The sequence below is a fragment of the Terriglobia bacterium genome (genome assembly GCA_035712365.1).
Lineage (GTDB): Bacteria > Acidobacteriota > Terriglobia > UBA7540 > UBA7540 > SCRD01.
Genome location: DASTAW010000029.1, coordinates 99,352 through 114,552 on the forward strand (window position 1 = coordinate 99,352; position 15,201 = coordinate 114,552).

10 protein-coding genes and 1 pseudogene are annotated in these 15,201 nt (G+C 57.6%); 9 read left to right on the forward strand and 2 right to left on the reverse strand.

The window, feature by feature from the left end:
• Window positions 1-396 precede the first annotated feature (396 nt).
• Both VFQ24_08340 and VFQ24_08345 read left to right on the forward strand, forming a co-directional pair.
• Window positions 397-1,761 carry an amidohydrolase/deacetylase family metallohydrolase gene (locus VFQ24_08340; GenBank protein HET9178352.1) on the forward strand — a complete coding sequence of 455 codons (1,365 nt, stop codon included), beginning with the start codon at window positions 397-399 and terminating at the stop codon, window positions 1,759-1,761.
• Window positions 1,762-2,097: 336 nt separating this feature from the next.
• Window positions 2,098-2,538, forward strand: a pseudogene (locus VFQ24_08345) (IS630 family transposase).
• Here the strand turns inward: VFQ24_08345 and efp are convergent.
• A complete protein-coding gene (gene efp, locus VFQ24_08350) occupies window positions 2,535-3,092 on the reverse strand; it encodes an elongation factor P (protein HET9178353.1) in 558 nt (185 codons plus the stop codon). The pseudogene VFQ24_08345 and the gene efp overlap by 4 nt on opposite strands.
• 263 nt (window positions 3,093-3,355) lie before the next feature.
• On the opposite strand from efp, the gene asnB reads away from it, so the two are divergent.
• The 5 genes from asnB to VFQ24_08375 all read left to right on the forward strand — a co-directional run bounded on the left by asnB (window position 3,356) and on the right by VFQ24_08375 (window position 10,543).
• Window positions 3,356-5,281, forward strand: coding sequence for an asparagine synthase (glutamine-hydrolyzing) (gene asnB, locus VFQ24_08355; GenBank protein HET9178354.1), 1,926 nt, complete (start codon window positions 3,356-3,358; stop codon window positions 5,279-5,281).
• The gene (locus VFQ24_08360) at window positions 5,209-7,038 is read left to right on the forward strand and encodes a glycosyltransferase family 39 protein (protein HET9178355.1); all 1,830 of its coding nucleotides are present in this window, start codon (window positions 5,209-5,211) and stop codon (window positions 7,036-7,038) included. The genes asnB and VFQ24_08360 overlap by 73 nt, the downstream gene beginning before the upstream one ends.
• Window positions 7,039-7,506: 468 nt before the next feature.
• Window positions 7,507-8,544: a lysylphosphatidylglycerol synthase domain-containing protein gene (locus VFQ24_08365; GenBank protein ID HET9178356.1), complete on the forward strand. Its 1,038-nt coding sequence runs from the start codon at window positions 7,507-7,509 to the stop codon at window positions 8,542-8,544.
• Entirely contained in the window at window positions 8,541-9,479 is a 939-nt protein-coding gene (locus tag VFQ24_08370) for a ChbG/HpnK family deacetylase (GenBank protein HET9178357.1), read from the forward strand. The genes VFQ24_08365 and VFQ24_08370 overlap by 4 nt, the downstream gene beginning before the upstream one ends.
• 44 nt (window positions 9,480-9,523) lie before the next feature.
• Window positions 9,524-10,543, forward strand: a complete 1,020-nt coding sequence (locus tag VFQ24_08375) for a glycosyltransferase family 2 protein (protein ID HET9178358.1) — start codon at window positions 9,524-9,526, stop codon at window positions 10,541-10,543.
• A gap of 23 nt (window positions 10,544-10,566) precedes the next feature.
• Here VFQ24_08375 and hpnD read toward each other — a convergent pair whose 3' ends face one another.
• Window positions 10,567-11,430, reverse strand: a complete 864-nt coding sequence (gene hpnD, locus VFQ24_08380; protein HET9178359.1) for a presqualene diphosphate synthase HpnD — start codon at window positions 11,428-11,430, stop codon at window positions 10,567-10,569.
• A gap of 204 nt (window positions 11,431-11,634) precedes the next feature.
• On the opposite strand from hpnD, the gene VFQ24_08385 reads away from it, so the two are divergent.
• Together VFQ24_08385 and VFQ24_08390 are read left to right on the forward strand one after the other, a co-directional pair.
• Window positions 11,635-12,576 (forward strand): SDR family oxidoreductase, encoded by a 942-nt coding sequence (locus VFQ24_08385; GenBank protein ID HET9178360.1) that lies wholly within the window; start codon window positions 11,635-11,637, stop codon window positions 12,574-12,576.
• 226 nt (window positions 12,577-12,802) lie between these two features.
• Window positions 12,803-15,118: an IPT/TIG domain-containing protein gene (locus VFQ24_08390; protein ID HET9178361.1), complete on the forward strand. Its 2,316-nt coding sequence runs from the start codon at window positions 12,803-12,805 to the stop codon at window positions 15,116-15,118.
• The last annotated feature ends 83 nt before the right edge of the window (window positions 15,119-15,201 follow it).

Genomic DNA, 15,201 nt, shown 5'->3' on the forward strand with positions numbered 1-15,201 from the left:
CTTCTGCCTTGGGAAATTTCCAAATGAGGACGTTAAGATCGATCTCGAAACCACAAACCAGGACGGCAGTTTATCCGGAAAGAGGACTCGAGGCAAGCCAAGCCTGTGACATTGTGCTGCACCCGAAAAGCCCCGGATGCGAGGGTTTCATTACAAGTCTCCTTGTGACTGTGGTACAGTTCTTCCCCTGGATTGGGACATCTGGATTGTGCTTTGCGGCTGAGGTCGCAACGTGGCGGCCTTTTCCCGGTTTTCTTGCTTTTGTAGCGCCGATCCCGCGCCCAGCGGGATCGGCACGTGCCCACCCCGCCCTGGCGGGGTGGGCGCTACCTGTGCCGGCATTTTTTGACGTCAGGATTTAATGAAGTGATTAACCTCCACCACGGAGCGGGTCTCATGATAAGCCGACGAACTCTGCAAATAGCTTTCTTTATTGCAATCCTGATCGGTCCGGTTCCCTTCGCGTCCGGGCAGCAGCAGGCGCCCCGCTACGATCTGCTGCTGAAAGGCGGGCACGTGATCGATCCCGCCAACAACATTGACCAGGTGATGGACGTGGCGGTTGTGGGCAGCAAGATAGCCGCTGTCGGGCCGGACATCCCCGCAGCGGAAGCGGGGAAGGTGGTCGATGTCCATGGCCTTTACGTGACGCCGGGCCTCGTCGATATTCACGTCCACATCGGGTATGGAGGCGCGCCGGACGACTGGTATTCGCCCAGCGCGCGGTCGCACACGGCGCCCTTCGGATTTCCGCCGGACCTCATGCTGGCTTCGGGTGTCACCACCGCGGTTGACGCCGGCAGCTCCGGCGCGGCAACGTTCCTGCGCGAAAAAGAGATGGTGATGGAGCATTCGCAGGTCCGCGTGCTGGCCTTCCTGAACATTGTCGCGGACGGAATGAACGGCGGTCTCGAGCAGACGGTTGACCAGATGGACCCGAAGCGGTGCGCCGAGACCGTCGAAAGCAATCGCGACGTGATCGTCGGCGTGAAAACGGCGCACTATTGGACGGGCTTGCCCTGGGACCCTGAGCATCAGCCGTGGACGGGCGTTGACCGCGCGGAAGAGTGTGGCCGCGCAGCGAACGTGCCGGTGATGGTTGATTTCTGGCCGCGCCCGCCCCTGCGGTCGTATGCGGAGCTGATCCTTAAGAAGATGCGTCCGGGCGACATCCACACGCATGTCTTCGCGCAGCAGTTCCCCATCATCCTGTCGAACGGCAAGCTGAATCCCATCATGGAAGAGGCCCGCAAGCGTGGAGTGATTTTTGACGTCGGGCACGGCGGCGGCAGCTTCTGGTTCCGCAACGCCGTCCCGGCCGTCGAGCAGGGATTTTTGCCGGACTCGATTTCGACTGACCTGCACACGGAAAGCATGACCTGGAAGGCCGTCAGCATGGTGAACGTGATGTCGAAATTCCTGGCGATGGGAGTTCCGCTCGCGACGGTGATTCGTGAATCGACGGTGGACCCGGCGAAGGAGATCCACCGGACGGAGCTGGGCACGCTCTCAGTGGGCCGCGACGCCGATATTGCCGTGCTGCAGGAACTGCACGGAAATTTCAGTTATGCCGACGACGGCTATGCCCGCCTCGACGGCAATGCCAAACTGATCGCTCGCCTGACGGTGCGCGCCGGCCGGATTGTGTTTGATCCTTCAGGACTCAGTATGGTGGAGTGGAAAAAGGCCCGGAAGCAGTATTTCACCGCGCCCGGCGAAGGCGGCCATCATCCTTCCACCGCCGACGACTTTCCCCGGTAGCGGGAATGGCGGGACTCGGCGAAGTAGCACAGCCACTCCTGGCTGTGAGTATGGGATAAAAACACAGGCAAGAGTGCCTGTGCTACGGATAGGCCAATGACTTTTTATCGCCGCAACCTTCCGCACTGGCATCCTGAACGTAAAGATATCTTTCTGACTTGGAGGCTGTTTGGGTCGCTGCCCGGGTCAGCCCGGAGGTGAGGTGTATCCTGAACTTCGTGATTCTTGGCCCGGGGGAATTCTATGGCATAAGGGTTGCGACAATGAGGCATAGCCTTGAGCGCAACATCGCCTGGCTTGGCAACTACCGCCGGCTCGTCACGGCACGACCACCCTTTTGCGGCTCTGAACGTCCTGGAAGGGACCGTCATCGGTCACTGCATGCCCAGGCACCGACATCAAGAGTTCCTCAAGTTCTTCCGACTCCTTCAGCGGGAAACTCCACCACAACTTGATCTGCATATGGTTTTCGACAACTACGGAACCCACAAACATCCGGTGATTCAGAGTTGGTTGGCGAAACACCCGAGATTCCATCTGCACTTCACGCCCACGGGCTCCTCCTGGCTCAACCTGGTGGAGCGCTGGTTCCGAGAGTTGACCAACAAGCGGATTCGGCGCGGCACCTTCGGCAGCGTCAGAGAACTGGTTGTCGCCATCCGCGAATACCTCGACCACAACAACCAACAACCCAGGCCCTTCGTCTGGAAATCAAGCGCCGAGCACATACTCCAAAAAGTGGCTCGTTGTAAAGCTACCTACGAGACACTACACTAGTTAGAACGGGCAAGGTAAGAGCCGTTGGAGGTATCGATTCGAATAACTTCACCTTCGTCGATAAATGGAGGAACCTGGACCACCAGGCCCGTTTCCATCTTGGCGGCCTTGGTGACATTGGTGGCGGATGCGCCTTTAATACCCGGCTCGGTTTCCACGACCTTCAGGTCAACCGTTGCGGGCAATGAGATATCGATGGGGCGGCCGTCGTAAAAGTCGATTTTCAAAATGACGTCCGGCATCATGTATTGCGCCCGGTCGCCAACCACTTCCCTGGAAAGATGGTATTGTTCGTAGGTGCCGGTATTCATGAAGTAAAACATTTCCGCGTCCGAGTAGAGATACTGCATATCGACTTCATCGATGACGGCGCGTTCAACCGTGTCTTCTGAACGGAAACGGTGGTCGCTCATAGCGCCGGTGCGCAGGTTCCGCATACGAGCCTGGACGAAGGCGCGCAGGTTACCCGGGGTGCGGTGCTCCGCCTTGTGGATAGAAAAGAGCTCGCCGTTGTGATTGATGACCATTCGTGGCCGGAGATCGTTTGCATTCATTCTGGTTTTCTCGCTAGAAGTTAAGGCTAGGTTTCGAGCCGGGGACTTGGGGACAAAGACTTCGGCACGAACAGACCCGTTGATTATTCTACCGGCATGTCCGCAGACTCGTCAACTTTCACGGCGAACGCCAGATCATTGCAAGGAGAAGAGATTCAGCGATAAGATACCTGCTTGTTCTTATGCCGAGGTAAACATTCCAGCTACACTGGATCGGCTCCGACGACGTCGAAGGCTTTCTAGTATTCGCAGAGGCAACGCCCTTGTGTGGCATTACTGGTTTTACCCGTAAGAGACTTGAAGCTGACAGCGGGCGTATCCGCGACGCAGTAGCTACGCTGATCCACAGAGGGCCTGACCAACAGGGAGTCTATCAGTCCGAGCTTGCCGCGCTTGGCGCAACACGCCTTAAAATCATCGACCTTGACTCCGGCGACCAGCCTATCGTGGCAGAAGACGGCGACACCGTCATCGCCTTTAATGGTGAAGTCTACAACCATGCTGAGCTCCGAAACGAGCTGGAGGGGCTGGGCCATCGCTTCAGGTCCCGTACAGACACCGAAACCGTCCTCGAGGCGTTCCGGGAGTGGGATACGGATTGCTTCTCCCGGCTCCGCGGGATGTTCGCTGTCGCACTGTGGACTGAATCGACCCGGAGACTTGTTCTGGCCCGCGACCGGCTTGGCATTAAACCACTCTACATTTACCGCCTGAACGAAGATGTTCTCTTTGGCTCTGAGCTGAAGGCCCTATTTGTCCATCCTGAAGTCGAGCGCCGGCTCAGCCTGGCGGGGCTCAACTGTTTTCTTTCGCTGAATTACGTGCCCTGCCCGCGGACGCTCGTGGAAGGAGTTGAAAAACTCCCCCCTGGACATCTGCTCGAATGGCGCGACGGCCAGATCAGCACACGATGCTTCTGGCGGCTTTCCTTTCAGGAACAGGCGCACTGGACTTTGGAAACCGCCAAAGAACAACTGGATTTTCTCCTGCGCGAGTCCATGCGCGAGCACATGATTTCCGATGTGCCGCTTGGCATCTGGCTGAGTGGCGGGATTGATTCTTCCACGATCCTGCACTATGCGGCGGCGGCCACTCCCTCGAGATTGAAAACGTTCTCGATCACTTTTCGCGGCCGAAGCTTTGACGAAACGGGCTATGTCCGGCAAGTCTCTGCGCATTACGGCACCGATCATCACGAATTTGATTTGAATCCTGAAACGGACCTCGCAAGCGCCATCGAAGATTTCGCATACTTCTCCGATGAGCCCAGCGCCGATTCCGGCGCGCTTCCGGTCTGGTGCCTGTCCAAAATGAGCCGCCAGCACGTGACCGTCGCCCTCAGCGGCGAAGGCGGCGACGAACTTCTGGGTGGCTATCTGACGTACGTGGCGGACCGGTGGGCGGGCCTCGCGCGGCGGTTTCCGAGGCGCGTGCGCCAGGCCGCTTTGAAGCTCGCTCAATTGGTGCCCGTCTCCGACGAAAAAATCGGCCTCGAATACAAATTGAAACGTTTTCTGGAAGGGTCGCTTCTTCCGGCTGAAAGGGCCCATCTGCACTGGAACGGAACGTTCTCTGAAGCTGAGAAGAAATCATTCTTCGCCGGCGCCGACGATCAGTACCTCGACACAGTGTTAAGCCAGGTTCCCGCAGGATCCAGCAAGCCCGGTTGCCTGAATCGTTTGCTCTGGCTCGACCAGATCTGCTACCTGCCGGACGACATCCTCTATAAGACCGACCGAATGAGCATGGCGCATGCGCTGGAAGTCAGGCCGCCGTTCCTCGACCACCGGCTTGTGGAATTCTGCGCATCTCTTCCGGTCGAACTCAAGGTGCGTGGAAACCGGCGGAAATACCTGTTAGAGGAACTGATGAAAAGCAAGCTCCCGCCCGTTGTCCTGCGCCGGAAGAAGATTGGCCTGGATATTCCTACCCACGACTGGCTGCGCGGCCCGCTTCGGGAGCTGCTGAACGATACGCTCTCGGCCGGCGCCATCAAGCGGACAGGGCTGTTTAGCGCCGAGGTCGTCCAGGATTTCATCCGCCGGCATATGGAGCGGCGTGGAAATTTCGGGTTCCACCTTTGGGGCTTGATGATATTTTTCCTTTGGTTAAATAAATGGCAGATCCAGACAGCACCGGCATCCGAACCGCAACGGGAATCTCTCGAAAAGGCCGTTACCTTTACCTAATCGTCCTTCTTTTTGCCTCAGTCATTTTTCTGGGATCCGTAATTTCACCACCTTCCCTGATGGACGATGTCGATGCGGTGCAGGCTCAAATTGCCCGCAATATGCTGGAATCAGGCGATTGGGTGACTGCGCGCCTGGATGGCGTTGCATACCTCGAGAAGGCGCCCTTGGTCTATTGGACCATGGCGTCCTCTTATGCTGTTTTTGGGGTGCACGACTGGGCTGCCCGTATCCCCATCGCGCTCGCGGCGATCGCACTTTGCCTTCTGACCGCCTGGTTTGGCGTCTGGGCTTTTGGGTGCCGAGCGGGGTTCTACGCAGGCTTATGCCTGGCCACGTGCGTGGGCCTCTATCTCTTTACCAGAATTCTCATCCCCGATGTCATGCTGACAGCCACTATCGGGCTGGCACTACTGGCGTTTCTGCGCGCCCTTGACGATGATGAGCCCCATCCGCGCCTTTGGGCATTCATTCTGGCTGCAAGCATGGGCGTGGGCCTGCTGCTGAAGAGTCTGATCGGCGTTGTCTTCCCGTGCGGCGCGGCCCTCGTGTACCTTCTGGTGACGCGCCAACTGTTGCTGAAACGGACCTGGCAGAGGCTCCATCCCTGGAGCGGAGCGGCGGTGGTCCTTCTGATTGCCGCCCCCTGGCACATACTCGCTACGCTTCGGAACCCGCCGTACTTTGCTTTCACGCTTCACAGCGGCCCGGGAGAGTATCACGGCTTCCTTTGGTTTTACTTTATCAACGAACAACTACTGCGCTTTCTGAATTTGCGCTTTCCGCGTGACTACAACACCGTGCCCCGGCTCTATTTCTGGCTGCTCAACCTTGTCTGGCTTTTTCCGTGGACCGTTTACCTTCCGGCCACGGCGCGCCTTTCCTTCAAACCCACGGATCGCCCAGGACGGGCCCGCCTGCTGGCCCTGTGTTGGGCTGGATTCGTTCTTGTCTTTTTCACGTTTTCAACCACGCAGGAATACTACTCGATGCCCTGCTACCCCGCTCTTGCATTGCTATTGGGTTCCGCCATGGCAACGGACGGCAAGAGCCGGTGGCTGCGTTACGGGACGAAGTTTTTGGCTGTTCTCACCGGACTCTGTGCGGTTGCCGCAGCAGCGGTCCTCGTAGCAGTTCGAGGTGTCCCGACACCGGGCGATATCTCCTCGGCCCTGACCAGCCACCCTGCCGCCTACACTCTTGCGCTGGGCCATCTGGAGGACCTTACCCTGCGGTCGTTCGCGTATTTGCGTATGCCTCTGGGACTTGCAGCAGTTGCCTTCCTTCTTGGCGCCATTGGAGCCTGGTTTCTGAAAACGAAACGGGCCTTTCTCGCCATTGCATTGATGATGGTCCTCTTCATTCATGCGGCTAGAATGGCAATGGCAGTTTTCGATCCTTACATGTCTTCTCACCCAGTTGCTGAGGCGCTCAAGCGATCCCCAGCGGGGAAATTGATCGTAGACGACCAGTACTATGCCTTTTCAGCAATTTTCTTTTACACCAACCGCCGAGCATTGCTGCTCAACGGCAGAGTGACAAACCTCGAGTACGGTTCCTACGCCCCAGGGGCTCCAAATGTGTTCATAAATGACACAGATTTTAGGAGACTATGGCTTTTGGATCAACGATACTACCTTGTGGCATACGATTCGGCACTGCCTCGCTTCCGGAACCTCGTGGGATCTGGCAATCTCCACATGATTATACAAAGCGGTGGGCAGGTGCTCCTGACCAATGAACCCCCTGGAAACTGATTGATCTGTAAGCGCCAGTTGCTAATGCATTTTATGGGTCAGGTCAGCCCTTAGGCGCCTTGTGGCCTGGAGCGCAGCCGAACCATGGCCAGGAGGGCTTGTGGTTCCCCTGGCATGGCCATCGTTATATGCGTAATCAAGCTGCGTAAGTGCTTCATCAGGTGTTAGTTACCTGCTTTGGATCGTCTTTTTGGGCCGCCTCGTTTACTATGAGTGGAGAGCCAAATCGTTGATGGTCGGGGGTTTATCAGGTAATTGCCACAACAACAGGGTCAATCGGCAGCGGATATGAGCGGGAACTGATCAGTGCGTTGCGACTACTATTATGGCGAGATGATTTATTCCTACGATCTATCGCCTACTCAACCTTACCTGTTCGAACGGGGCGAAACTGCGGCAGCGGTTGATACGTCCTTATCAGAGTTGCGGACTTTGTGCCGGCAAGCTTTAAGATCAGTTTTGAGCACAGTGTTACAACCCATGTTCAAGCAAAAACTCAAACTGCTCATGCTGCTGATTTGCCTGGTATTGTTTGCGCTTCTGGTTGCTGAAACCGGGCCCGCCGTGATTGCCTCTCGCGTATACGACGTTGGCCTGGGCTTCCTTCTGCTGATTGTTATTTCGGGTGTCAGGCATCTTTTGCGGACCTTGGCCTGGTACTTCGCAATCGAACACCAGGCTCGGCGAGTACGTTTCCGGGACCTTTTTGGGATGCGTATCGCAGGCGAGGCGATTACGGACCTGACCATCCTGGGGCCGCTGCTTGGTGAAACGGTAAAAGGTGTCGCCCTCTCAAGACAAGTCACCGCCGAGCACAGCGCATCCTCAATTGTTGTTGAGAACCTTGCTTACAGCTTCGCCGTAGGGCTGTTTGTAGTAAGCGGCCTTTTACTGTTCATCACGGAGTTTCCCCTCCATTCTTCGATTCGAGCAGTCATCCTGACAGCCCTTGTGGGCCTGCTCCTTGCAGGCTCCCTGGTTGTACTCATTGTCAAGAAGCGATATCGCCTGGTCAGCAGGTCGCTCGACGGGCTGAACAAGCTGAACTGGCGCTGGGTGGGCCGTCTCCAGGATCGACGGGAGAAGGTGGCCCGGTTTGAAGAGAACGTCTACAATTTCTGGCACGCCCATAGAGCTTCTGTGGCACTGATGCTGATGCTGGAGATTCTTTCCATCTGCGCCGGGGTGATCGAGGCATGGATCATTCTGGGCCTTACGGTGCATCGCACATCGTTGTTCGCCGCCTTCATGGTTGAGACCGTCAACCGTGTTGTGAATCTGTTCTTCGCATTCGTCCCCTTGCGGATTGGCGTAGACGAAGGTGGTGCAGCATTAGTGCTCAGAACGGTGGGGTTCGGCGCGGTCGAAGGAGTATCGCTGGCGATCATCCGGAAGATCCGCACTCTATTCTGGGTCGCTATTGGACTCGTGCTGGTGAGCCACTATTCAATGGCACTGAAGAAAGAGCCACAGAAAAGCTCCTCCGTTATGACGGCGTCTAAATGAAGAAGCTGATCGTGAACGCGGACGATTTTGGCCTTACGGAGGGCATCAACCGGGCAATACTGGACGGCCACAACAATGGCATCATCACCAGCACGACGCTGATGGCCAACGGCATGGCGTTCGATTCCGCCGTGGCAGCGCGTTCAACTGCACCAGCCCTGGGCATCGGCGTCCACCTGAATCTGACGCAAGGCCGCCCGGTCTCCCTGCCTTCCAGGGTTCCTTCGATTGTCACTTCCGAGAGTTCCTTTTATCCCAGCCCGGGCGTCCTGATACGACAAATTCTGAGGCGCCGTGTCAGGCTTGCCGATATAGAAACAGAGCTGCGAAGCCAGATTGACAAGGTTGCCTCGGCCGGGATCCGCATCACTCACCTGGATAGCCACAAACACGTCCACTTGGGCCCTCCCGTCTTCAGCATCGTGGTAAAGCTCGCGCGGGAGTATGGGATCGGCTGCATCCGCTGCCCCATTGAGCCAGCTTGGAGCGCACTGGGCCCCCTGCTCCGCCGGCGTCGTGGGTGGATGCGCATGACCAGGCAATACGTTCTGGGCCGGGCACTCTCCACGCTCGCTGCGTTCCAGACGAAAAAGATAAGAGGAGCGGGGCTGCATCGGACGGAACGTTTCTATGGCCTCAGCCAGACAGGCTTCCTGAACACCAACACACTGGGCACACTTCTCCGGGGGCTGCCGAGGGGAACTAGTGAATTGATGTGCCATCCGGGCTACTTGGACGAGGCACTCCTGAAAACGCGCACCCGGCTCCGCGCCGAGAGGGAAACGGAGCTTGCAGCCCTCACCAGCCAGCACATCCGCGGCCTTGTGGCTGAGATGGGAATTGAGTTGATTTCCTACGACAAGCTGCTTCCGGCCGTGGACCCGGCGACCCGGAAATGCAACGAACGGCTGCGCGAAAGCATCCCAAGGGGTTAACATAGTGGTTTTAGTCCTGCGCACAGCCGTGGAGGAGGGTCTTGATGGAGAAACAGAGAACGGCACGATATTCAGTCGTGATTCCACTGTTTAACGAAGAAGAAAACCTTCGGCTGCTCTATATGAAGGTAGTGGAAATCATGGATGCGGTGGGAGACACTTACCAGGTCGTCTTCGTAGATGATGGCAGTTCCGATAAGACCTGCGATTTGCTCCGCGAGATCTGCGCCAACGACAGGCGCGTGACCGCTGTCCGCCTTCGCAGAAACTTCGGCCAGACCACGGCATTACAGGCGGGATTTGATTATGCTGAAGGCGAAGTGATCATTTCGCTCGATGGCGACCTGCAGCACGACCCGGCAGAAATTCCGCAATTTATCTCCAAGATCAACGAGGGCTACGACCTGGTGAGCGGATGGCGAGTGAAGAGGATGGACACCTGGCTGACTCGGCGCCTTCCCAGCCGAATTGCAAATTGGCTGATGGCCAGGTTGTCTGGAGTGGACATCCACGACTTCGGCACCACGTTCAAGGCCTACCGGCGCGAGATACTTCAGCACATGCGGCTTTATGGCGACCATCACCGGTTTATACCGGCGCTGGCCAGCTCTTTTGGCGCCCGGATCGCTGAAATTCCGATCAAAAATATCCCGCGAACGAACGGGAAATCGAACTATGGGATCTCGCGGACGATCCGGGTGATCATCGACCTGATCAGCATCAAGTTTCTTCTGGAATATTCCACGCGACCGCTGCAGTTCTTTGGGTTGGTTGGCTTCGCAAGCACCGGGCTGGGGACCCTGATCGGATTTTTCCTGGCCTTCAAGAAAGTCTTTCTCGGCCAGTCGGTTATGCTGCAGCACGGGCCATTGCTGTTCCTGGCGGTCTTGCTGATTCTGAGTGGCATCCAGCTCCTTTCGGTAGGGCTGGTTGGCGAGATGGTTACGCGAACATATTTTGAATCGCAACAGAAAGCCACTTATGCGGTCCAGGAAATCATTTCCCGTGGAGGGCACGAACAGAAAAACGAGGGCGCGAGGATTGGGGTGGGTTCGTATGGATAAAAGGTGGCGCAGACCTGTTGTTGCTAAGGCCGATAGCCGCGTCGTCCGCAGAAGACGGAAAGGGCAATCCAGAACTTCAGCGGCCGTGGCAGCCGCACTCGTTTTCCAAAAACGTTATAATTTCTGGCCTTGATGCGGGTGAGTATTCGCCAATAGACAGCTCCCATGATTTCCGCAATTACCATTGACCGGCGGTCCTCGGGGGCCAGAGTTTGCCGCGCCAGGGAAAAATAGCGGCGCGCTCGTTCGGCTTCGAACTCCATCAGTTCGGTAAATCTGCCGCCGGGTTTGCCATCCAGAAAGGACCGGGGAGGCACTCCAAAGCGTTCGAGATCTGCTTCAGGAAGATAGACACGTTGACGCCGCGCGTCGCTTTGAAGATCGCGCAGAATGTTAACAAGCTGGAGCGCCATTCCCAGGTTTGCAGCATACTTACGGGTTAGAAGGTTCCTGTAGCCGAAAATCTCGATGGAGATGAGGCCGATCGTGGAGGCCACGCGATAGCAATAGAGTGAAAGCTCCTCGAAGGTGCGGTAGCGCTGCGGGCTGAGGTCCATCTCAATCCCACGCAGCAGTTCCTCGAAATGTTCCCGGGGAATCTGGAATCGATTGACGGCACGGGCAAGCGCAGCAAGTTCGGGGCCAAGCTCATTGCCGGGAAGACCGCCGGCCCCGTAGCAGCGATCCAGGTCCTGCCGGCAGAGTTCAAGCTGTCGGCGGGCTTCTTCTACAGGAAGGTTGCTGTCGGACACATCGTCGCTGCGCCGGGCGAAGGCGTAGACAGCCTCAATCGCCGCCCGCTTCTCTGGCGGCAGGAAAACAAAAGAATAGTAAAAGTTCGTGATGCGGGCATTTGTAAAGTGTTGCGAGGTTTGGCGAGGGCTCATAAGAATTCAAGTTGAACACGGCTGGGGATCATCCGTTACGGAGCACCCGGGAACACTGCGTCGAATCTGGACTGACCCATCCATTCTATTTCTTTTTCGATGCTGGAGATTAGTCCAACATTAGAATTTATGTAAAGTGTTTCGCAAAACAACGGTAAAGACTATTCACATTCGAATCTTGCCTAAACGATTGGAGTTGAAACAATGTCCACGTATCTGGTTACCGGCGGAGCAGGCTTTATAGGCTCGAACGTTATCGGTGAGCTTGTGCGGCGCGGTGAGACAGTCCGCGTCCTGGATAATCTGGCCACCGGCCACATCGAAAACCTCGCGTCGGTCAGGGAAAAGATCGAGTGGCACCAGGCGGACATCCGGAACCTTGAAAGCATTCGCCCTGATTTCGAGGGTGTGGACTACATCATCCATCTGGCGGCCATTCCCTCGGTGCCGCGCTCGGTTGAGGACCCGCTGACGTCCAACGCTGTCAACATTGACGGCACCCTGAATGTCCTGCTGGCAGCGCGCGACGCCGGGGCAAAGAGGGTGGTGTTTTCGGCATCGTCCGCCGCATACGGCGACCATCCTGCGCTGCCCCGCGTGGAGTCGCAGGAACCTCGCCCGCTTTCACCCTACGCACTGACCAAACTAGCGGGCGAGTATTACTGCAAAATCTTTGCGCAGGTCTATGGCCTCGAGACCGTGTCGCTTCGCTACTTCAATATCTTCGGCCCTCACCAGAGCCCGGACTCGGCTTACTCCGGAGTGCTGTCACTGTTCATCGCCGCCTACGTGAACGGGAACACTCCCACCATTCTGGGAGACGGCGAGCAGTCCCGCGACTTCACCTACATTGCCAACGCTGTTGACGCCACGCTGCGCGCCTGTACGGCCCCCAAGGCGTCCGGCCAGGTGATCAACGTAGGGACCGGGGAGCGCCACACGCTGAATGAAACCATCAAAATCCTGAACAGGATTTTCGATCGCCAGGTCACGCCGCACTATGGCCCGGTGCGCGCGGGAGATGTTCAGCATTCGCATGCTGATATTTCTTTGGCGCGCCAACTGCTGAGCTACGAGCCAGGCGTGCGGTTTGAGGAAGGGCTGCGTAAAACCGTAGACTGGTTCCGTTCAAGCCGCTCTTCGTGAAACCGGAGTTGAAGACGCCTCACAAGTCGCTCGCCGCGATCGTCCCTCCGCCAGCCGAGCTGACGGCTCTCTGTTCCCGCCACTCCCGGTTAAACCCGAGCAGGAAAATCGCCGATTACCAGAACGGCAGCCTGTCAGCCAGAATCTTCTGGCGGCGCGGCCGTGCCGCGTTCCAGCAGGCGCAGAGCTAATTTCGTCCGGCGGGACAGCACGGCGGGGAGAAGTCTTGTTACATCTCTGGAGATCTACGTCCGTCATCTTCCTGGTATTCCTTGCTGTGCTTTCTGAAGGTTGCGGCGGCGGAAGCGCGGCTTTAGCACCGGCTCCTGCGGTCAGTATATCCATATCTCCGGGCAACGCTACATTGCTCGACGGCCAGACGGTCACCTTCACCGCAACCATAACCGGTTCGTCCAACAAGAACGTTACCTGGAAGGTGAGCGGGGTGGCAGGGGGGAACAGCACCGTCGGGACCGTGGCCTCAACGGGGCTGTATACGGCCCCGGCAAGACCTCCATCGCCGAACACAGTCAGCGTGACGGCAACCAGCGCGGCAGATCCAACCCAGTCCGCCGGCGCCGTGGTAACCGTTGTGAATCCTGGTCCAGCGCTTTATTCCATTTCACCGGATGCCGCCACTGCCGGCGGTCCCGACACTGCACTTGCCGTGGACGGGACGGGCTTTACCGCTCAGTCGGTCGTCTACTTCGGCGCTACGGCGCTGGCCACAGCGTTTGTAAGCGAAACGCAACTGACCGCCACGGTTCCTTCTTCCCTGCTGGTTTCAACCGGCACGTTCAGCATTACGGCAGCGACTCCGGCTCCCGGTGGCGGCACCTCCACTTCACTGAACCTGACCGTGTGGTCCGGATATCCTCGAAGCGGCGCCGGCAGCGTCCTTGGCGGTCCTCCGCCGCCACTCCCGCAGGTTCCTCACAATGGGACCCTGGTTTCCGTGCTCGACTGGACGTCAAAGGACAATGAGGGAGATTCCGAAGACGTGCTCAGCGCCGACCACCTGCTTACGGAGATGGGCATACCCAACATCGATACCACCGACTTCGCCATCGCCGCGGCGAACCCCTTCCTGGTAGTGGCAGGCGTCCTGAACACTGCGTTAGCCCTGTCGCCCACGGACACCAGCAACCTCACCAGCTACGTCAATGGCGGGGGAACGCTTTACCTTTGGGAACCGAATGTCAGCGGCCTGTTGGCGGCGCTCGGCATTTCTTCACCACCGAATGACTACATCAACCTGGCGGATGAGCAACGCCCGCTCAGCTTCGACACAGCTCAGAACGATCCCCTGCTGAAGTACATTGATGCGCCAGAGGAGATCAACTGGGCGCCCTTCTTCCCTGCCAGCGATGTTACGCGCGGTTACTCCAGCAGCTCGTGCACGACGCTGGCCACGTGGAGCACAGGCGACGCCGCCGTTTTGAAGTGCAACATCGGATCGGGGCGGGCATACGTGTTCGGATGGCGGCTCCGGCCGCTGATCGAGTTGCCGGAGCTGCAGCTCGGCAACGACACCGGGCCGCAGGGCGTTAATGCCATCGTTCCGGACGCGGATAACTGCCGGCTGATGATGCGCGCCACCTATGAAGCCTACGCGGCCGCTCCGCAGGAACGCCAGTGGGCGCCGGGCGGCCATCATGCTGCGCTGATCATCACCCATGATGTGGACGCCATCGTGTCTTACCAGAACGTTCCTGCCGGTGTTGATTTGGAAAACAGCCTGGGCTTCAAGTCGACGTACCTGTTTACCACGAGTCCCTACGACAACGGCTGGATCGGTGGAATGTATAGCGCCGCCGGACATGAGGACATCCAATACGCGCTCGATCATGGATTCGACGTCCAGAGCCACAGTTTCGGGCATTTCCCTGACTTCCAAACGGCCATCTACAGCCTGACCGACCCGCCATCGGAGACCGCCGCAAATTACCAGCCTATGTTTAACTTCATCTCTTCCACGCCGTATTGCTGCACCACCGGAATGAGCGTTATCGGAGAAGCCGGAGTCAGCAAGTGGCTGCTCGAAAATGACTTCAACGTTCCCATTACGGCTTTCCGCGCGGGCTACACCGAGATTCCTCCCACGTTCCTCCAGGGGCTTTCAGCCGCCGGCTACCGGCGGGACCTGAGCTATCTCAACGACCTTGCGCGGGGAGCGTTTCCGTTTGTAACCTTCACCCTGGACACCACTACCACCCCAGCCACTGTAACCACCTACCGCGTGATGGAATATCCCATGTCCATTTCAGACGATGCATCGCCGGCGGCCGGTCTTACGGGCCTCGACACAACAACGGTCAGCCAGTATGTCGATGCCTGGATGAAGGTCATCAAGTTCAACTATGACAACAACGCGCCCACCGTCCTGCTGCTTCATCCCATCGACACCACTGCGCGCTTCCAGGTTATTCAGCAGCTTCTCGCCGAAATTCAGAACCAGGGTCTGGACCTGTGGATCGGAGACCTCACCGCCTTCGCGAAGTTCTGGGAAGCTCAGGGAGTAACCGACGCAAAGTGGCCATGATTGATCCGCCGTTTGCCTACGTTGCAGCATTCCAGCATTAACGCAAGCAAGAACGGAAACGCCGCCGATGAGGCGCAACGCCG

Bases quoted from the DNA above. Each gene is read 5' to 3' on its own strand.
- VFQ24_08340 (HET9178352.1), top strand. From the start codon at position 397: ATGATAAGCCGACGAACTCTGCAAATAGCTTTCTTTATTGCAATCCTG.
- efp (HET9178353.1), bottom strand. From the start codon at position 3,092: ATGAATGCAAACGATCTCCGGCCACGAATGGTCATCAATCACAACGGC.
- VFQ24_08360 (HET9178355.1), top strand. From the start codon at position 5,209: ATGGCAGATCCAGACAGCACCGGCATCCGAACCGCAACGGGAATCTCT.
- VFQ24_08370 (HET9178357.1), top strand. From the start codon at position 8,541: ATGAAGAAGCTGATCGTGAACGCGGACGATTTTGGCCTTACGGAGGGC.
- VFQ24_08375 (HET9178358.1), top strand. From the start codon at position 9,524: ATGGAGAAACAGAGAACGGCACGATATTCAGTCGTGATTCCACTGTTT.
- hpnD (HET9178359.1), bottom strand. From the start codon at position 11,430: ATGAGCCCTCGCCAAACCTCGCAACACTTTACAAATGCCCGCATCACG.
- VFQ24_08385 (HET9178360.1), top strand. From the start codon at position 11,635: ATGTCCACGTATCTGGTTACCGGCGGAGCAGGCTTTATAGGCTCGAAC.